Raw genomic sequence first — 19,146 nt, 5'->3', positions numbered from 1 at the left:
CCGTGTTCGATCGCAACTCGTCCGCCTGGATCGCCGCTTCTCTGGTCGGCCTGACCCTGGCCTCCTCGGCGCAGGCCCAGTCGAAGCAGCTGCCCGCCGCCCAGGCCCCGTCCAAGGTGGTGCCGGCCGCCCAGGCCCCCTCGAAGGTCCTGCCGGCCCCGGTCGCCGCCCCGCAGGCCCCCTCGAAGGTGATCCCGGCCGCCCAGGCCCCGGTCGCCGCCCCGCAGGCCCCCTCGAAGGTCCTGCCGGCCCCGGTCGCCGCCCCGCAGGCCCCCTCGAAGGTGATCCCGGCCGCCCAGGCCCCGGTCGCCGCCCCGCAGGCCCCCTCGAAGGTCCTGCCGACCCCGGTCGCCGCTCCCCAGGCCCCGTCCAAGGTCCTGCCGGCCCCGGCCCCGGTCGCCGCTCCCCAGGCCCCCTCGAAGGTGATCCCGGCCGCCCAGGCCCCCTCGAAGGTCCTGCCGGCCCCGGTCGCCGCCCCGCAGGCCCCCTCGAAGGTGGTTCCGGCCGCCCAGGCCCCGTCCAAGGTCCTGCCGGCCCCGGTCGTCCCGACCAAGGCCGCTCCCCAGTCCTGAACGCCGATCGCGGAATCGAGCATCCGATCCCCGGCCGCCATCGCGGCCGGGGTCAGCTCCGTTTGATCCCGACGGATCGGGATTTCCCCGCCCGGCACCGCCGGGATGGGCGTTTCCCCGGACGATCGGGGGCGGGTCTCCCTGGCGACCCGGGGCCCGTGATGATAGAGTGGCAGGCGACAGGAATCGAAGGCGCCTGGGGTGGCGCCGCTTCGGCGTGATCGCGCCGGACGATCGAGGCCAAGTCTCGTCTTGTCGATTACCGCGGGCCGGGTTCGCCTTCCCGCGTGCAACCGGCGACTGGATGCGTCGCGACGAGCGGCCCAGCCGGCTTGCCTCAATTCAGGTCGTCATCGCCGATCCCGCCGAAGCTAAGGCTTGGCTCGCGTTTAAGACGAGGCGCGAGGCCGGCCCATCGTCCCGTTGAGGAGTTGAAGTCCGCTATGATGATTTATGTCGGGAATCTGGATTATGGGGTGACGTCCGAGGAACTGCGGGCCCTGTTCGAGCCATTCGGCGCGGTGGCCATGGCCGAGGTCCAGGTCAAGGCGCGCACCGGCCACTCGCGCGGGTTCGGCATGGTCGACATGCCCCGCCAGACCGAGGCCGACGCGGCGATCCTCGCCCTGAACGGCAAGGAACATAAGAATCGCCCCCTCACGGTCAACGAGTCGCGCCCCCGCCGGACCGTCCGCGACCTGTATGCCGGCGGCGGTTGGTTCGGCGGCCACGGCGGCTGAGCGACGGCCCGCCTCCCCATCCGGCCCCGATCCGGGCGAACCCACGACATCCCGCCCGATCCTCGACCGGGCCCGCGATCCCCGCCCGCCGATCCGGCGCCGGCGGGGATCGGCTTTTGGCCCCCCGCGATCGATCCCGAAAATCACCCCATCCTCGATCGGGATGCTTCCCCCTGCGCCCCCTCCCGATTTATGATGGTGGACTGCCGGCGCGTAGTGCCTTTTTTCGATCTCAAGAGAGCGACGTCGCCTCGTCCCGGGCCGACCGGGACGCCCGAACCAGCGCGCCCCCGAGCCCGATATGACCAAGATTGAACGCGAACGCAGCCTGGCGGTCTTCGTCGACCTCGAAAACCTCGCCATGGGCTTCCAGAACCAGCGCAAGACCAAGTTCGACATCCAGAAGGTGCTCGAACGCCTGGTCGAGAAGGGCAAGCTGATCGTCAAGAAGGCCTACGCCGACTGGAGCCGCTACCAGGCCTACACGGCCCCGTTCCACGAGGCGGCCATCGAGCTGATCGAGATCCCCCGCCGCAGCCAGACCGGCAAGAACTCCGCCGACATCCGCCTGGTCGTCGACGCGATGGACCTGGCCTGGAGCAAGCCCCACGTCGATACCTTCGTGATCGTCTCGGGCGACTCCGACTTCTCGCCGCTGGTCTCCAAGCTCAAGGAGAACGGCAAGCACGTCATCGGCCTGGGGATGAAGGGCTCGACCTCGGAATTGCTCCGCGACAACTGCGACGAGTTCATCTATTACGAGGACCTCGAACGCCAGGAGCAGGACGAGCAGCAGATCACCACCACGCTCTACGCGGACATGCCCGACCGCAAGCGCGAGGTCTACACGCTGCTGATCGAGGCCTGCAACGCCCTCCGCCGCGAGAACCACGAGGTCCTCTACGCGTCGATGATCAAGGACACGATGAAGCGCAAGAAGCCCTCGTTCGACGAGAGCTACTACGGCTATCGGTCCTTCACCCACCTCCTGGAAGAGGCCGACGACCAGGCGATCGTCGACATCGAGCGCAACCCCAAGAGCGGCACCTACGTCGTCACCCGGTTCGGCGAGCGTGAGGCGCCGAAGAAGGACAAGGAAGGCGAGCGGCCGGCGGGTCGCCACAAGCGCTGAGCCGTCCCCGCCATCCCGGCCGGGCTCAGGACCGGTCGGGATCGTCGGCGAACGGGTGGAGCGGGCCGTCACGCTTCGGCGCGGGGCGGGCGGCCAGGATCGCCGAGGCGAGCCGCAAGTCCTCGGCCGTGGTGATCTTGAGGTTCTCCGACGACCCGTCCACGATCCGGCAGTGGTGCCCGGACGCCTCGACCAGCTGGGCATCGTCGGTGATCGCGGCGCCGAGCTTGTGCCGCTCCGCATAGGCGTGCTCGATCCAGTCGCGGCGGAACGCCTGCGGCGTCTGGGCCCCGAACAGCCCGGCGCGGGGGACGGTCTCGACGGTCCATCGGTCGGCGTCGACCCGCTTCAGGGTGTCGGCCACGGCGACCGCCGGCAGGGCCGCGCCGAACTCGACGGCGGCGGCGAACACGGCGTCGACCACGGCGGGGGTCACGCAGGGGCGGGCCGCGTCGTGGACGGCCACAAAGTCGCACGACGGGTCGACGCGGGCCAGGGCGTTGGCGATCGAGTCCGACCGCTCCGCCCCCCCCTCGACGACCGTGATGTTCATGAAGGCGACGTTGGGCCGGTAGCGTCGCTCGAACAGCTCGCGATCCTCGGGGGCGATCGCCACGATCACCTGCGCGACGTCGTCGCGGCCCAGGAAGGCATCGGCGGCGCGGAGCCACACGGCCCGGCCGTCCAGTTCGGCATAGGTCTTCTTCCGGTCCGGCGAGCCGAACCGCGTGGAGCGGCCGGCGGCCGGCAGGATCACGGCGAACCGGGCCATCGGCGCATCCTTCCTCGGGGCCTCGACGCCGGAGAAGGTCCGGGCGATCGGGCCCGATTGTGGTCCCCGGCCCCACCGATGTCAACGCCGGGGCGTGGCCGCTTGCTCCCGGCTTGACGCCTCCTACAATGGGCCTCAGGACGAGGGGGCGGCAGGATCGGCTCCCGGATGCGGAATCCCCGGAACGCGAGGAGCGAGGCGACGATGGATTGCGCGGAACCCCGGTGCGCGGCGATCTTGTTGGAATGGATCAAGGCCCAGTCCGGCGCGGGCGAGGCGGCCCAGGCCGATCCGGCGGCCCGGCAGGGCCTGCTGTGGGCCAGCGTCCCGTATCGGGAAGATGCGGCGACGATCCGGACCGACGGCGAGCTGGCGGGCGCCGTCGAGCACCTGCGGTACGCGGTGTTCCGCCGTTATCAGAATCACCTGACCAAGGCCGAGCGGCTCCGGCTGGACAACACGATCGAGAACGCCCTGTTCAAGATCGACCGGTACGTGGACCGGCTCGACGACGACGAGCGTTGCCGCGTCGAGTCCGAGTGCCGCGACATCCGCGACCTCGTCCGCGACGGCCGGGAGAGGGCCGACCGGCTCCGCCAGCAGGGCCGACGCGCCGAGCTGAAGCTGTCGCAGCTGGCGTCGCTGACCCCGGAACAGTTCGAGGAATTCGTCGGCGAGGTGTTCGAGTCGCTCGGCTTCGAGGTCGAGCACGTGGGCGGCACCGGGGATCAGGGCGTGGACCTCCGGGTCTGCCGCTCCGGGGTGATCGGGATCGTCCAGTGCAAGTACTTCAGCAAGGGGGTGGTCGGCTCCCCGGAACTCCAGAAGTTCCTGGGCACGATCCATCACACGCGGAGCCACAAGGGCTTCTTCGTCACCACCCGGACTTTCACCCTGGCCGCCGACCGGTTCGCCTCCGAGCATCCGATCGAGCTGATCGACGGGCCGAGGCTGGTCGAGCTGGTGCAGGAGGCCATGGGCCCCGGCGCGAAGCGCGAGCCGGAGCCCGCCTGGTTCTGATCCGCCCCGCCCCATTTCCCGGCGGCGCCGGCCTGATCCCGGCACGATCGGCCGCGTGGCACCGCGGATCGGGGGGGCGGTCGGGTCGCCCGATCACCGCATTCACCATGAGGTTCAGTCGCAGGAGATGCGGAATTGACACGGTTCTCCCGGTTCGATCGGCGACCGGCGCGGCAGTTGCAATTTCATGAGCCGTCGCGAACCTCCCAGGGCACCGCGGCGATCGGTCAACGGATGCTCAAAGAATGAGTCGGTCAATATTGACTTGACTGGGTTGCGATGGGCGAGCTAATCTCGATCGATCGCGGGAGGACCCCGCGTCCCCATCGTGCGGTCCAGCCAAGGAGGGTTCGACATGGCCATCTGCAAGAACGACACCTCGCTCGATAGCCTCGCATTGCCTGCCGAATTCGACGACATCGAGGGATTGCTCCGCGCCGACCTGCGGGCGGTCGTCTCGATGGTCGCCCAGAGGGCGAACGAACGGCTGATGCTCACGCGTCGCGAATACGCGCAGCTTCGCACCAACCTCTGGAATCAGATGGTGTCGGCGGTCAACCAGGCGGTCGAGCCGCTGTCCGCCGACCGTCGCTGACCCCAAGACCCGCCCGAAGGGCGGGGCCCGTGGCAAGATGGCTCGGATCATCCTCGGCGTGACCGGATCGGTGGCGGCCCTGCGGACCCCCGCGATTTACGGGGTGTTGCGCGACGAGGGCCACCAGGTCCGGGTGGTGGCCACGGAGCCATCCCTCCACTTCTTCGACCCCGCCGAACTGGCCCCCGACCCGGCCGATCCGCTCGGCGGGCCGGTCTTCCGCGACGCCGACGAGTGGCCCCCTTCCCGCTGGCGTCGCGACGACCCGGTGCTCCACATCGAGTTCCGCCGCTGGGCCGACCTGCTCGCGGTCGCCCCCCTGGACGCGAACACCCTGGCCAAGTTCGCCCTGGGGTTCTCGGACAACTTCCTGTCCTGCCTGTTCCGGGCCTGGGACTTCGGCCGCCCGGTGGTGCTGGCCCCGGCCATGAACTCGCTGATGTGGGACAGCCCGGTCACGCGAAGGCATCTCGCCCAGATGCTCGAAGACCGCGGCGACGGCCTCCAGCCGCCCAGCTGGAGCCTGGACGACGCCGCCGAGGTCTTCGCTCGCCACGCGCCGAATCTCGCACTGGTCGGCCCGCAATCCAAGCGGCTGGCCTGCGGCGATGTCGGGATCGGCGGCATGGCCGATGTGGATGCGATCGTCGGGAGCATCCGGCAGTTTTTGGGCCGAAATTGATCCCGGAGCCCGGTTGGGGCGGGGGTCCGGGCCGGTTCGTGTCCCCAAGTCGCGACAGCGCCAACGGCTCCGCCCCGGGGTTCGGGGACGGAGACCACTTGACTTTCCCCCCGTGGTCGCGATTAGTATTACGTTTCCCGATAACTCCCCCGACGCACTATCGAGGTCTCGCCAACTGGCGAGGGGTCATGCAGCTCGAATGGCTCAAGATCTTCTGCGACGTGGTGCGCTGGGCGAGCGTTTCCAAGGGGGCACGGGAGAACGGGATCTCGCAGTCGACGGCCAGCCAGGTCGTCCATCAGATCGAGGCCAGGTTGGGGGTGAAGCTGATCGACCGATCGAAGCGGCCCCTGGTCCCGACGCCGCAAGGGAAGGTCTATTACGAGGGCTGCAAGGATTTGGTCGGACGTTACCTCGAGGTCGAAAATCGCGTCAAGGCGCTCGACGATGCCCGCAGCCTGACCGGCACGGTCCGGGTGGCGGCGATCTATTCGGTCGGGTTCCACGACATGGGGCGATACGTCGAGAGGTTCCGCGCCGAGTATCCGGAGGCCGACGTCCGGGTCGAGTATCTCCACCCGACCCGGGTGATCGAGAGCGTGATGGGGGACGATGCGGAGCTGGGCCTGATCTCCTTCCCGAGGAAGTGGCCCGAGCTGACGGCGATCCCCTGGCGTGAGGAGGAGATGGTGCTGGCGGTCCACCCGTCGCACCGGCTCGCCGGGCTGGGCGAGGTGGATGCCGGGCAGCTGGGGGGGGAGCGATTCGTCGGCTTCGACCACGGCCTGCCGATCCGCCGCGCCGTGGACCGGTTCCTCCGCAAGCACGGGGTCCACGTCCGGGTGGCCCTGGAGTTCGACAACATCGAGATGATCAAGAGGGCCGTCGAGGTCCCGTCCGGGGTGGCCATCCTGCCGATGCCGACGCTGGCCGGCGAGGTGAAGGCCGGGACGCTGCGGACGGTCCGGTTCCGCGACCCCCGCCCGACCCGGCCCCTGGCGATCATCCATCGCCGCTCGGAGCAGCTCTCGCTGGCGGCCGGGCGGTTCCTGGAACTGCTGACCACCAAGGAAGCCCCGGCGGCCCCGCCCGCCGTCGAGGTGGCGGCCAAACCCGACGACGGGGCGGCCCTCGCCCGCGACGCCCAGGAATGAGGCGTCCGTCGCGGCCGAGGGCAAGCCTCCCCCCCGATGCGTCCGGCCCTGGGCCCGCGACGCCCCGTCGTCCCGCCGATTATTGCACTGCCAGGCCCACGGCCAACGTCCGCGGAGTGGAAAGGGAAGACATGAGCATGGGATCAGGAATGCCGGCGGCGCAGGGGTTGTATGACCCGCGGTTCGAGCACGACGCGTGCGGTGTCGGCTTCATCGTCGACCTGAAGGGGCGGAAATCGCACCAGCTCGTCCGCGACGGCATCACCGCCCTGGTGAACCTCGACCACCGCGGCGCCTGCGGCTGCGAGAACAACACCGGCGACGGCGCCGGGGTGCTGATCCAGATCCCCGACCAGTTCCTCCGCGAGGTCTTCCTGGCCGATCGGTGCGCCACCCTGGGCATCGAGGTCCCCGAGCCCGGGGCCTACGGCGTGGGCTCGTTCTTCGCCTCGCAAGACCCGGTCCAGCAGACCTTCGGCATGGCCCTGTTCGAGAAGATCGTCGCCCGCGAGGGGCAGGCGTTCCTCGGCTGGCGGCGGCTGAAGACCGACAACGCGCTGCTGGGCGAAGGGGCGAAGTCGGTCGAGCCGGCCGTCTTCCAGGCCTTCGTCGGCAAGAAGGACCCGACGCTCTCCGAGGACCGTTTCGAGCGCAAGCTCTACGTGATCCGCAAGAGCTTCGAGAAGGAGATCGAGAAGTCCCGGCTGGACGACCACCGGTTCTTCTACTTCTGCAGCCTCTCCTGCCGCACGATCGTCTACAAGGGGATGCTCACCCCGCACCAGGTCGGCAGCTATTTCGCCGACGACCTCGGCGACCCCCGGCTGGCGTCGGCCCTGTGCCTGTTCCACTCGCGGTTCAGCACCAACACCTTCCCGAGCTGGGAGCTGGCCCACCCCTACCGGATGATCTCCCACAACGGCGAGATCAACACCCTCCGGGGCAACATCAACTGGATGAAGGCCCGCCAGGAGCTGTTCGCCTCGGACCTGTACGACGACGGTGACGTCGACAAGCTCAAGCCGATCATCCGCGAGGGGCTGAGCGACACCGCCTGCCTCGACAACGCGGTCGAGTTGCTGGTGCGGTCGGGCTACCCGCTCGCCCACGCCATGATGATGCTGGTGCCGGAGGCGTGGGAGAACCACGAGACCATGCCCCAGCACAAGAAGGACTTCTACCGCTACCATAGCTGCCTGATGGAGGCGTGGGACGGCCCGGCGTCGATCGGCTTCACCGACGGCAAGACCATCGGCGCCGTGCTGGACCGCAACGGCCTCCGCCCGACCCGCTACTGGGTCACCCGCGACGACCGGGTCATCATGGGCTCGGAGAGCGGCGTCCTGGCGATACCGCCCGAGGACGTCGTCTTCAAGGGCCGCCTCGAACCGGGCAAGATGTTCCTGGTCGACCTGGAGCAGGGCCGGATCATCGGCGACGAGGAACTCAAGAACGCCATCGCCACCGAGAAGCCCTACGGCGAGTGGCTGTCCGAGTACATGATCCCGCTGGCCGAGGTGCCCGAGGCCCCCGAGCACGTCCAGGGCCCCGACCACGAGACCCTGCTCCACCGCCAGCAGGCGTTCGGCTACACGCTGGAAGACCTCAAGTACATCCTCGGCCCGATGGGCAACGCCGGCGAGGAAGCCATCGGCTCGATGGGCACGGACACCCCGCTGGCCGTCCTCTCCGACCGCGCCCAGCCTTTGTTCAACTACTTCCAGCAGCTGTTCGCCCAGGTGACGAACCCGCCGCTGGACGCGATCCGCGAGGAACTGGTGACCTCGGTCCTGACCGGAGCCGGCGGGGAGGGCAACCTCCTGATGCCGACCCCGGAAAGCTGCCGCCAGATCGCGCTGGACATCCCGATCCTCGATAACGACGACCTGGCCAAGCTCAAGCGGCTGGACGGCTGGCGCGGCTTCAAGTCGGCCATCCTGCCGATGATCTTCCCGGCCGAGGACGGCGCCCAGGGGATGGCCCGGGCGTTGGAGCAGATGTTCGACGCGGCGGTGGCCGCCATCGACGACGGGGCGAACCTGCTGATCCTGTCCGACCGGGGCGTCGACGCCACCCACGCGCCGATCCCGTCGCTGCTGGCCTGCGCCGGGCTGCACCACCACCTCGTCCGGGTCGGTCGCCGCACCCGCGCCGGGCTGGTGATCGAGTGCGGGGATGCCCGCGAGAACCACCACTTCGCCCTCCTCCTGGGCTACGGGGCCGGTTCGATCAACCCCTATGTCGCCTTCGAGACGCTCGACGACATGATCCGGATGGGGATGATCCAGCCGGGCATCGACCACGCCCAGGCGGTCGCGAAGTATCGGTATGCGATCAAGAAGGGGGTCGTGAAGGTGATGTCCAAGATGGGCATCAGCACGATCCAGAGCTATCGCGGGGCCCAGATCTTCGAGGCGATCGGCCTGAACGAGGCGTTCATCTCCAAGTACTTCGACAAGACCGCGTCGCGGATCGGCGGCGTGGGCCTGCCGGAGATCGCCCGCGAGACGCTGTACCACCACGCCCGGGCCTACGCCGACCGCGAGGCCGGGCCGACCATGCTGGAATGGGGCGGCCAGTACCAGTGGCGCCGCGAGGGGGAGTACCACCTGTTCAACCCCGAGACGGTGTTCCGGCTCCAGCACGCCACCAAGACCGGCAAGGTCGAGATCTACCGGCAGTACGCCGAGATGGTCGACGCCCAGAACGAGCGGCTGGCGACCCTCCGCGGCCTGTTCGACTTCCGGTTCGGCGACCGCGAGCCGGTGCCGATCGAGGAGGTCGAGTCGATCGAGGCGATCTGCAAGCGGTTCGCCTCCGGGGCGATGTCCTACGGGTCGATCAGCGGCGAGTCGCACGAGACCCTGGCCATCGCCATGAACCGGATCGGCGGCCGGAGCAACACCGGCGAGGGGGGCGAGGACACCCGCCGCAACACCCTGGACCCCAACGGCGACGACCGCCGGAGCAAGGTCAAGCAGGTGGCCTCGGGCCGGTTCGGCGTCACCAGCGAATACCTGGTCAGCGCCGACGAGATCCAGATCAAGGTGGCCCAGGGGGCCAAGCCCGGCGAGGGGGGCCAGCTTCCCGGCCAGAAGGTGTGGCCCTGGATCGCCAAGGTCCGGTTCTCCACCCCCGGCGTGTCGCTGATCAGCCCGCCGCCGCACCACGACATCTACTCGATCGAGGACCTGGCCCAGCTCATCTACGACCTCAAGAATGCCAACCCCCGGGCCCGGATCAGCGTCAAGCTGGTGGCCGAGGTCGGCGTCGGCACGGTCGCGGCGGGCGTGGCCAAGGCCCACAGCGACGTGATCCTGATCTCCGGCCACGACGGCGGCACCGGGGCCAGCCCGCTGACCTCGCTCAAGCACGCCGGCGTCCCCTGGGAACTCGGCCTGGCCGAGACCCAGCAGACCCTGGTCATGAACCGGCTCCGCGACCGCGTGGTCGTCCAGGCCGACGGCCAGATGAAGACCGGCCGCGACGTGGTGATCGCCGCGCTGCTGGGGGCCGAGGAATACGGCTTCGCCACCGCGCCCCTGGTGGTCATGGGCTGCATCATGATGCGGGTCTGCCACCTGGACACCTGCCCGGTGGGGATCGCCACCCAGAACCCCAAGCTCCGCGAGAAGTTCAACGGCAAGGCGGAGCACGTCGTCAACTACTTCCACTTCATCGCCGAGGAAGTCCGCGAGCTGATGGCCAAGCTCGGCTTCCGCACCATCGACGAGATGATCGGCCGGTCCGACCTGCTCGACATGCGGAAGGCGATCAACCACTACAAGGCCCGCGGGCTCGACTTCAGCAAGATCTTCTATCGCCCCGAGGCCGGCCCCGGCGTCGGCGTCCGCAAAGAGATCGAGCAGGATCACGGCCTGGACACGGCGCTGGACCAGACCCTGCTGCCCCAGGCGGCCCCGGCCCTGGAGCGGGGCGAGCCGGTCGAGATCGTCTCGGAGATCCGCAACGTCAACCGGACCGTGGGCACGATCCTGGGCAGCGAGCTGACCCGCCGCCACGGCGGGGCCGGCCTGCCCGACGACACGATCAAGCTCCGGTTCACCGGCACCGCCGGCCAGAGCTTCGGCGCCTTCGTCCCCCGGGGGATGACGCTGACCCTGGAAGGGGACGCCAACGACTACGTCGGCAAGGGCCTCTCGGGCGGCAAGCTCGTGGTCTACCCGCCCCGGGCGTCGAACCTGGTGGCCGAGGACAACATCATCATCGGCAACGTCGCCCTGTACGGGGCGACCTCCGGCCGGGCGTTCTTCCGCGGCCGCGCCGGGGAACGGTTCTGCGTCCGCAACAGCGGGGCGCTGGCGGTCGTCGAGGGCGTGGGCGACCACGGCTGCGAGTACATGACCGGGGGCGTCGCGGTGGTGATCGGCCCGACCGGGCGGAACTTCGCCGCCGGCATGAGCGGGGGCGCCGCCTTCGTCCTGGACGAGGCCGACGACTTCGCCACCCGGTGCAACCTGGGCATGGTCGAACTGGAACGGCTGGTCGAGGGGGAGGACATCGCCCTGGTCCGCGACCTCCTGATCCAGCACGCGGGATACACCAAGAGCCCCGTCGCCGCGCGGCTGCTGGGCGACTGGGACAAGGCAATCGGGCTGTTCGCCAAGGTGATGCCGGTCGACTACCGCCGCGTCCTCGACCAGAGGAAGCGCGAGGCGGCGGCCGAGGCGGGGCAGGATCTTTTGAAGGGTGTGGAGGTGAGCGGTGGGTAAGCCGACCGGATTCCTGGAACTGCCCCGCGAGACGCATCCGTACCGGCCGGTGTCCGAGCGGATCAACGACTTCCGCGAGGTCTACAACCCCCTGCCCCTGGTCAACGTCCGCGACCAGGGCGCCCGGTGCATGGACTGCGGCGTCCCGTTCTGCCATCAGGGCTGCCCGCTGGGCAACCTGATCCCGGACTGGAGCGACCTGGTCTACCGCGACCAGTGGCAGGCGGCCATCGACCGGCTGCACGCGACCAACAACTTCCCCGAGTTCACCGGCAAGCTCTGCCCGGCCCCGTGCGAGTCGGCCTGCGTGCTCGGCCTGATCGACCAGCCGGTGGCGATCAAGCAGATCGAGGAATCGATCATCGACGTGGCCTGGGAGAACGGCTGGGTGGTCCCCCTGCCCCCCAAGGTCAAGACCGGCAAGACCGTGGCGGTGGTCGGCTCCGGCCCCGCCGGGCTGGCCGTCGCCCAGCAGCTGGCGCGGGTCGGCCACGACGTGACGGTCTTCGAGCGCGACGACCAGATCGGCGGGCTGCTCCGCTACGGCATCCCCGACTTCAAGATGGAGAAGCGGCACATTGACCGCCGGATCGCCCAGATGGAGGCCGAGGGGGTCGTCTTCCGCACCGGGGTCAACATCGGGGCGGACATCCGGCCCGACCAGATCCTGGCCGAGTTCGACGCCGTCTGCCTCTGCGCCGGGGCGACCGCCCCGCGCGACCTGCCGATCCCGGGCCGCGACCTCGACGGGGTCGAGTTTGCCATGGACTTCCTCACGCCCCAGAATCGCCGCGTGGCGGGCCTGCCGGTGGAGGAGCGCCCCGCCCTGACGGCCGAGGGCAAGAACGTCATCATCATCGGCGGCGGCGACACCGGGGCCGACTGCCTGGGCACGGTCCACCGCCAGGGGGCCAAGGCCGTCCACCAGTTCCAGATCCACCGCCAGCCCCCCGGCGAGCGGGCGCTGGACAACCCCTGGCCCCAGTGGTCGAACATCTTCAGGTCGTCGGCCGCGCACGAAGAAGGCGGCGTCCGCGAGTTCTCGATCCACACCCGCCGCTTCGTCGGCGATCACGGCAAGGTCACCGGCCTGGAGACCGTCCGGGTGCAGGTGGAGCGGACCCCGACCGGCCGCAAGATCGTCGAGATCCCCGGCACCGAGCAGTTCTACCCGGCCGACCTCGTCCTGCTGGCCCTCGGCTACACCGGCCCCGAGGGCGGAGGCCTGCTCCAGGGCTTCGGCGTCGAGCTGGACGAGCGTGGCAACGTCAAGGCCGACGGCCACCGCCGCACCAACGTCCCGAAGGTCTACGTCGCCGGCGACATGTCGCGCGGCCAGTCCCTGATCGTCTGGGCGATCGCCGAGGGCCGCGACGCCGCCCACGCCATCGACCTGGAACTGATGGGCAAGACCGACCTCCCCAAGCCCCTGGACCACGGCAACGACCGCCGTCCGTTCGACTGAGCAAACCGCCGGTGCTCGCCCGCCCCGTCCTCATCGCGTAGGATCGGGGCGAGGCGAGAACGATCCACCCCGCGCCCGGAGGGCCCTCCCCATGGCCACCGCGTCCACAGCCCCGGCCACGCTCGATGACCTCGCGCGCGAGCCGGGCAAGGCCGAGCTGATCGCCGGGAGGATTGTCCGCTTCATGCCCACCGGATTCATTCCATCCCAGATCGCGGCGAATATCTACGATTCGCTGAAACTCTACGCCAGGCGGAACCGGCGGGGAGCGGCCGTGACCGACAACATGGCGTTCGTCGTGCCGCCCTTGCCTTCGGGGCGGCGGACGTTCTCGCCCGATGCAGCCTATTACATCGGCCCTTGGCCCAAGAATCCGATGCGGTTCCTCGACGGAGCCCCCCGGTTCGCCGCCGAAGTCCGCAGCGAGGGAGATCGCGGCCCCGCCTCATTGGCCGAAATGGCCTCCAAGCGAGCTGATTACTTCGCGGTGGGTACGTTGGTCGTTTGGGACGTCGATCAGGTCACGGAGACGATCACGGTTCATCGGGCTGAGGGCCCGGATCAGCCCGTCATTTATCGACGTGGTGACATGGCCGAGGCCGAACCCGCCGTCCCAAAATGGCGAATCGCCGTCGATGATGTGTTCCTGCTGATGACGCCCGAGGAGTTGGAAGGGACCGCAACGTGATGCAGACTGTGATCCTGGGTCGGCGTTCGATGATCGTTGTGGGCTTGTTGTTGGCCGGGTGGACCGCATCGATCCACGCCGACGAGAAGCTCGCGGGCCGGGCCTGCCGGTCGGTCCACCTGGGCTATCCGGCCGGGGCGGGGACGGCGTTCTACAACGAGGTGACCGTCGATCGATCGGCGCCCGGGACGTACTTCTGCGCCATCGGCTGGAACAAGGGGTACTTCGGCATCCAGGAGCTGGACCGGGGCAAGAAGGTCGTCATCTTTTCGGTCTGGGACTCGAACCAGGACGAGAAGTCAGCGGTCGACGAGTCGAAGCGGGTCAAGCTGCTCCACAAGGACGAGAAGGTGCGGATCGGCCGGTTCGGCGGCGAGGGGACCGGCGGGCAGTCGTTCCTCGACTTCGACTGGAAGGTGGGCGCGACCTATCGCTTCCTCGTCACCTCCCGGGTCGACGGCGAGCGCACCGAGTACGCAGGCTATTTCCGGGGCCCCGACGACCCGGCCTGGACGCACCTGGTGACGTTCTCCACGATCACCGGCGGCAAGGATCTGGGCGGCTACTACTCGTTCGTCGAGGACTTCAAGCGCAACAAGGTCTCCGCCACGATCGCCCGCGAGGCCCACTACGGCAACGCCTGGGTCAAGCTCAAGGACGGCGGTTGGAAGCCGGTCGAGCGGGCCCGGTTCACCGCCGACAAGAACCCGTCCCTGGCCATCAACGCCAAGGTGGACGCCGGCCGCTTCGTCCTGGTCACGGGCGGGTCGACCGAGAACACCGACACCAAGCTCAACGACTCGATGGACCTGCCGCCCGCCGAGCGGAAGGCGCCCGAGGGCTTGCCCGAGGCCCCGCCCACCTGACGCTCCATGCGGCGGTCCACCCGCGCGGGGATGGATGGCGATGCCGCGATCTGTCCCCGATCTTCATTTCGAACGGCGGTATCTCCACAATCCGCACGACCATCGCAAGCCGTTTGATCGCCATGGGTATAAGCCCGTCCAGTCTTGTACGGTACGTCCGGCCATGCTATCTGTTTGATGAGTAGTCGCCAGGTGAATAGGGCCTCAAGTGCGGCATGGGCCCGCGACGATAAGAGGTGTTGCGTCGCGGTGGATGGCCATCGCGTGGGGCATCGAGGACCGAAAGGCGGCGGGGCATGGCCGGCACGGACACGGCGGTGATTCGACTCTCCGACCTGGCGGACGGCCAGGAAGCGGAGTTCTTCGCCGCGCTGGTGAAGAAGGAGACGGGGACCGACAAGCACGGCAACCCGTTCGCCAAGGTCCACTTCCGCGACAAGAGGGCCACGCGGATCGCGCCGCTGTGGTCGTCCGACCCGCTGCTGGCGTTCGCCGAGGACTGGCCGATCGGCGAGGGGTTCCGGCTCCGCGCCAAGGCCGAGACGACCCGGTACGGCCCGCAGATCAAGATCCTCGAAATCCGGAAGGTGGTCCCTGAGGACGTCGCCGACGGGTACGACTTCTTCGACCTCGTCGAAAGCTCGAAGTATCCGCCCGACTCCTGCTATGCCCAGATCCTCGGGTTCATCGACAAGCACGTCCGCCGCCCGGAACTGGCCCGGCTGGTCCGCGAGATCCTGGCCGAGCACGCCGAGCTGTTCCGCAAGATGCCCGCGGCCCAGAGTCTGCACCACGGCTTCAACGGCGGGCTGATCGAGCACGTCTGGAGCGTGACCCGGGTCTGCACCCTGCTGATCAAGCATTACGCCGAATACTACAGCGACCTGAACCCGAAGCTGGACCGCGACGTGATCGTGGCCGCGGCGATTCTCCACGACATCGGCAAGCTCCGCGAGCTGGATTATCACCCGGTCGAGGCCCGATACACCAAGCAGGGGACGCTGATCGGCCACATCGTCCTGGGCCGGGACATGGTCCGCGACAAGGCCCGGGAGATCGGCAACTTCCCGGAGGAGACGCTGCTCCTGCTGGAGCACGCCATCCTGGCCCACCACGGCCGGCTCGAATACGGGGCCCCCAAGGCGCCGCTGACGATCGAGGCGCTGATCGTCCACTACGCCGACGAGATCGACGCCAAGATCAACGCCGTGGCCGCCGAGCGGATGCGCTCGACCACCGACGACGAGTTCACGGGCAAGATCTTCGCCGTGGACAACCGCCGGTTCTACAAGGGGATCCCGGTCGAGCTGCCCACCGAGGAGGAACTCGACGCCCTGCCCTGATCGCGACGGTTGGCGGGCCGCTCCCGGCCCGGCTACAATCGACGGGTGCCCGCCGAAGCCGGACGCGGGCGGACCGTCGATCCTTCCCATACGAGAGACTCCCCGATGATTTCGACCCGCCACCTCGGCCGGTTCGCCTCCCTCTGTTCGCTCGGCCTGTCGATGGCCCTCCTGTCGGGCTGCGAGCCCGCCGCGCCGGTGGCCCCGGCCCCGACCACCACCGAAGGGCCCGCCTCCACCGAGATCAAGTCGATGCCGGTCGAGCCCAAGGCCGACGGCAAGGCCGAAGGGGCCGCCGCCGACGTCAAGCTGTCCGACGAGGAGATCGCCGAGATCAAGAAGCTGCCCGCCGAGGATCAGGCGATCGCCCTGGCCCAGAAGGTCTGCCCGGTCAGCGGCGGCCACCTCGGCGACCCCGGCATGGGCGCCCCGATCAAGCAGGTGGTCAACGGCAAGACCTTCTTCCTCTGCTGCTCCGGCTGCGAGGGCGAGGTGAAGTCCGACCCCGCCGGCGTGCTGGCGAAGCTGCCCAAGTGACCCATGATGCCCCAGCCCACCGCGTCCCCGCCGTCGCCGGGCAAGGTCTGGCGTGGGAATGATGCGGGGGCTATAATTCATCCCCGAGATGGATCTGAGTGGAAGGGTCGGCCGACGCAGGCCGCCCCTTCGACCGACTCGGATCGGCGATGCCTCGCATAGCGATCGCGGGGCGTGACCAGTCGGTCGCGTCCTCCCCGGCTCTCCCCCGGACCGATCGCCCTGCGGGGCGGGCCGAACCCGCCGATCCCGGGTCCACGTCCGCCATGACCCGAGGCGCCCCCGGCGATCCTCGGGATCCGGGCGTCGCAAGCCCGCCCTCCGAATGAACACCTGTCTTGAACTTCCCCCGCGTCCGACCCCGGCAGGATCCGCCCGCGGCCCGGGCCCCTGATCCGTATCGACGCCCACACCCTCCCCCTGACTCGAACCGTACCCGGAGCCGAATCGACCATGGCCCAACCTTCCGCACGCCAGAGCGCCATCGCGGCCGTCACCTCCTGGGCCGCCAACGGGGCCCGGATGGCCCCGAGCGAGACTCCGGTCCGCCAGCTCTTCGGCATCAACGTCTTTTCCGATGAAGTGATGCGGTCGCGGTTGCCCGAGAACGTCTATCGCGGGCTGCGGAACACGATCAAGAAGGGGGTCTCGCTCGATCCGAACATCGCCGACGTCGTCGCGGCGGCGATGAAGGAGTGGGCGATGGAGAAGGGTGCGACCCACTACACCCACTGGTTCCAGCCGATGACCGGCCTGACGGCCGAGAAGCACGACTCGTTCCTGGCCCCCACCGAGGCCGGCACCGCGATCGCCGAGTTCAGCGGCTCGGAGCTGGTCCGGGGCGAGCCGGACGCCTCCAGCTTCCCGTCGGGCGGCATCCGCGCCACGTTCGAGGCCCGCGGCTACACCGCGTGGGACCCGACCAGCCCGGCGTTCATCCTGGAGAACCCCAACGGCACCACGCTCTGCATCCCCACGGCGTTCTGCTCGTGGACCGGCGAGGCGCTGGACAAGAAGACCCCGCTGCTCCGGTCGATGGACGCCGTCTCCAAGCAGGCGCTGCGGATCCTCAAGCTGTTCGGGTCGGAGGCCCAGCGGGTCCACTCCACCTGCGGCCCCGAGCAGGAATACTTCCTGATCGACAAGAACTTCTACTATGCCCGCCCCGACCTGATCAACGCCGGCCGGACCCTGTTCGGCGCCAAGCCCCCCAAGGGGCAGGAGATGGAGGACCACTACTTCGGCGCCATCCCCGAGCGCGTCCTGGCCTGCATGCTCGAATTCGAGACCGAGCTGTACAAGCTGGGCGTCCCGGTCAAGACCCGGCACAACGAGGTCGCCCCGTCGCAGTACGAGGTGGCGCCCCTGTTCGAGAACGCCAACGTCGCCACCGACCACAACATGCTGATCATGGAGACCCTGAAGCGGGTCGCCGACCGGTATGGGATGCAGTCGCTGCTGCACGAGAAGCCGTTCGCCGGGGTCAACGGCTCGGGCAAGCACGTCAACTGGTCGCTGTCCGACGACCTGGGCACGAACCTCCTGCGTCCGGGCGAGACCCCGCACGATAACGCCCAGTTCCTGGTTTTCCTCGCGGCCGTCCTCACGGCGGTCAGCCGCCACGGCGACCTGCTCCGCCTGACCGTCGCCCACGCCGGCAACGACCACCGCCTGGGCGCCAACGAGGCCCCGCCGGCGATCATCTCGGTGTTCCTGGGCGACATGCTCCAGGACATCGTCGAGCAGATCGAGAAGGGCGGCGCCAAGAGCACCAAGGCCGGCGGCACGATGCAGATCGGCGTCTCGGTCCTGCCGACCCTGCCCCGCGACGCGGGCGACCGCAACCGGACCAGCCCGTTCGCCTTCACCGGCAACAAGTTCGAGTTCCGCGCCGCCGGCTCCAGCCAGTCGATCGCCGGCCCCAACGTCGTGCTCAACACGATCGTGGCCGAGGCCCTCGACGAGATCGCCACCCACCTGGAGGCCGCGGTCAACTCCGGCAAGGATCTCCACGCCGAGATCCAGGCCCTGCTGCCCAAGCTGATCGCCGACAGCAAGAAGGTCATCTTCAACGGCGACAACTACTCCGAGAAGTGGCACGCCGAGGCCGAGACCCGCGGCCTGCCCAACCGCAAGAGCACGGTCGACAGCCTGCCCGACCTGATCTCCTCCAAGTCGATCGCCCTGTTCGGCAAGTACGGGGTCTTCTCCGAGCGAGAGCTGCACTCGCGGTTCGAGATCTTCCTGGAGAACTACAAGAAGACGATCACCATCGAGGCCCAGCTCACCGCCCAGATCGGCTCGCGGCAGATCCTGCCGGCCGCCATGCGGTACCAGGCCGAGGTCGCCAACGCGATCGCCCAGCTCAAGGCCGCCGGCGTCTCCGCCCCCAAGGGCCAGGTCGACCTGCTCAACGAGCTGACCAGGACGATCGACGAGCTGCAGACCGGGCTGGCCGCCCTGGTCAAGGCGTCCGATGACCACGCCGAAGGCGACACCCTGGCCCACGCCAAGCACGCCAAGGACACCGTCATCCCCGCCATGAACGCCGTCCGCGCCGCCGGCGACAAGCTCGAACTCCTCGTCGCCGACGACCTCTGGCCGCTGCCGACCTACCAGGAAATGCTGTTCATCAAGTAAACCCCCTCGCGGGGTCGGCTTGAATCCAGGGGTTTGCCCGGCGACCGTCCGGGCAAGCCCTTTTTTTTGTCCGGGCCGGGCCCCCGGCGATGTGGCCCGTTGACGGCGGGCGGGGAGCCCGTAGACTTTGAAGCGGACACCACCTCCGTTTCCACCGAACCCGTCCTCCTCTCCCCGGCCGAAACGATCCGGGCTGCACCAGGGGTT

General features: G+C 68.9%; 15 protein-coding genes. 14 read left to right on the top strand and 1 reads right to left on the bottom strand.

Features of this window, described 5'->3' with window-relative positions; genetic code table 11:
* Nucleotides 1–2: 2 nt before the first annotated feature.
* From TA3x_RS11230 to TA3x_RS11220, 3 genes are all read left to right on the top strand, one after another.
* Entirely contained in the window at nt 3–572 is a 570-nt protein-coding gene (locus TA3x_RS11230) for a hypothetical protein (RefSeq protein WP_435021208.1), read from the top strand.
* Nucleotides 573–1,015: 443 nt separating this feature from the next.
* Nucleotides 1,016–1,312, top strand: a complete 297-nt coding sequence (locus TA3x_RS11225) for an RNA recognition motif domain-containing protein (RefSeq protein WP_435021207.1) — start codon at nt 1,016–1,018, stop codon at nt 1,310–1,312.
* A 301-nt stretch (nt 1,313–1,613) separates the two neighbouring features.
* Entirely contained in the window at nt 1,614–2,444 is an 831-nt protein-coding gene (locus tag TA3x_RS11220; RefSeq protein WP_435021206.1) for an NYN domain-containing protein, read from the top strand.
* 25 nt (nt 2,445–2,469) lie between these two features.
* Here the strand turns inward: TA3x_RS11220 and ispD are convergent, their stop codons facing one another.
* Nucleotides 2,470–3,216 (bottom strand): 2-C-methyl-D-erythritol 4-phosphate cytidylyltransferase, encoded by a 747-nt coding sequence (ispD, locus tag TA3x_RS11215; RefSeq protein ID WP_435021205.1) that lies wholly within the window; start codon nt 3,214–3,216, stop codon nt 2,470–2,472.
* 204 nt (nt 3,217–3,420) lie between these two features.
* On the opposite strand from ispD, the gene TA3x_RS11210 reads away from it, so the two are divergent.
* The 11 genes from TA3x_RS11210 to TA3x_RS11160 all read left to right on the top strand — a co-directional run bounded on the left by TA3x_RS11210 (nt 3,421) and on the right by TA3x_RS11160 (nt 18,939).
* Nucleotides 3,421–4,236, top strand: coding sequence for a restriction endonuclease (locus TA3x_RS11210; protein ID WP_435021204.1), 816 nt, complete (start codon nt 3,421–3,423; stop codon nt 4,234–4,236).
* A 355-nt stretch (nt 4,237–4,591) separates the two neighbouring features.
* A complete protein-coding gene (locus TA3x_RS11205; protein WP_435021203.1) occupies nt 4,592–4,831 on the top strand; it encodes a hypothetical protein in 240 nt (79 codons plus the stop codon).
* A gap of 37 nt (nt 4,832–4,868) precedes the next feature.
* The gene (locus TA3x_RS11200; protein WP_435021202.1) at nt 4,869–5,513 is read left to right on the top strand and encodes a flavoprotein; all 645 of its coding nucleotides are present in this window, start codon (nt 4,869–4,871) and stop codon (nt 5,511–5,513) included.
* Nucleotides 5,514–5,701: 188 nt separating this feature from the next.
* Nucleotides 5,702–6,667, top strand: a complete 966-nt coding sequence (locus tag TA3x_RS11195; protein ID WP_435021201.1) for a LysR family transcriptional regulator — start codon at nt 5,702–5,704, stop codon at nt 6,665–6,667.
* A 137-nt stretch (nt 6,668–6,804) separates the two neighbouring features.
* Nucleotides 6,805–11,400 carry a glutamate synthase large subunit gene (gene gltB, locus TA3x_RS11190; protein WP_435021200.1) on the top strand — a complete coding sequence of 1,532 codons (4,596 nt, stop codon included), beginning with the start codon at nt 6,805–6,807 and terminating at the stop codon, nt 11,398–11,400.
* Nucleotides 11,393–12,865, top strand: a complete 1,473-nt coding sequence (locus TA3x_RS11185; RefSeq protein ID WP_435021198.1) for a glutamate synthase subunit beta — start codon at nt 11,393–11,395, stop codon at nt 12,863–12,865. The genes gltB and TA3x_RS11185 overlap by 8 nt, the downstream gene beginning before the upstream one ends.
* Nucleotides 12,866–12,956: 91 nt before the next feature.
* The gene (locus TA3x_RS11180; RefSeq protein ID WP_435021196.1) at nt 12,957–13,553 is read left to right on the top strand and encodes a Uma2 family endonuclease; all 597 of its coding nucleotides are present in this window, start codon (nt 12,957–12,959) and stop codon (nt 13,551–13,553) included.
* Complete coding sequence (locus TA3x_RS11175) at nt 13,553–14,419, top strand: DUF3472 domain-containing protein (RefSeq protein WP_435022339.1); 867 nt, start codon at nt 13,553–13,555, stop codon at nt 14,417–14,419. Before TA3x_RS11180 ends, TA3x_RS11175 begins: the two co-directional genes overlap by 1 nt.
* Nucleotides 14,420–14,715: 296 nt before the next feature.
* Nucleotides 14,716–15,762: a 3'-5' exoribonuclease YhaM family protein gene (locus tag TA3x_RS11170; protein WP_435021194.1), complete on the top strand. Its 1,047-nt coding sequence runs from the start codon at nt 14,716–14,718 to the stop codon at nt 15,760–15,762.
* A gap of 105 nt (nt 15,763–15,867) precedes the next feature.
* A complete protein-coding gene (locus TA3x_RS11165) occupies nt 15,868–16,299 on the top strand; it encodes a hypothetical protein (RefSeq protein WP_435021192.1) in 432 nt (143 codons plus the stop codon).
* Nucleotides 16,300–16,752: 453 nt separating this feature from the next.
* Nucleotides 16,753–18,939 (top strand): glutamine synthetase III, encoded by a 2,187-nt coding sequence (locus TA3x_RS11160; RefSeq protein WP_435021190.1) that lies wholly within the window; start codon nt 16,753–16,755, stop codon nt 18,937–18,939.
* Nucleotides 18,940–19,146: the final 207 nt, after the last annotated feature.

It is taken from the genome of Tundrisphaera macrotermitis (assembly GCF_051175315.1).
GTDB lineage: Bacteria > Planctomycetota > Planctomycetia > Isosphaerales > Isosphaeraceae > Tundrisphaera.
Note: the sequence above shows the minus strand (reverse complement) of the source record. Positions and strands in the feature narration are given on the sequence as shown.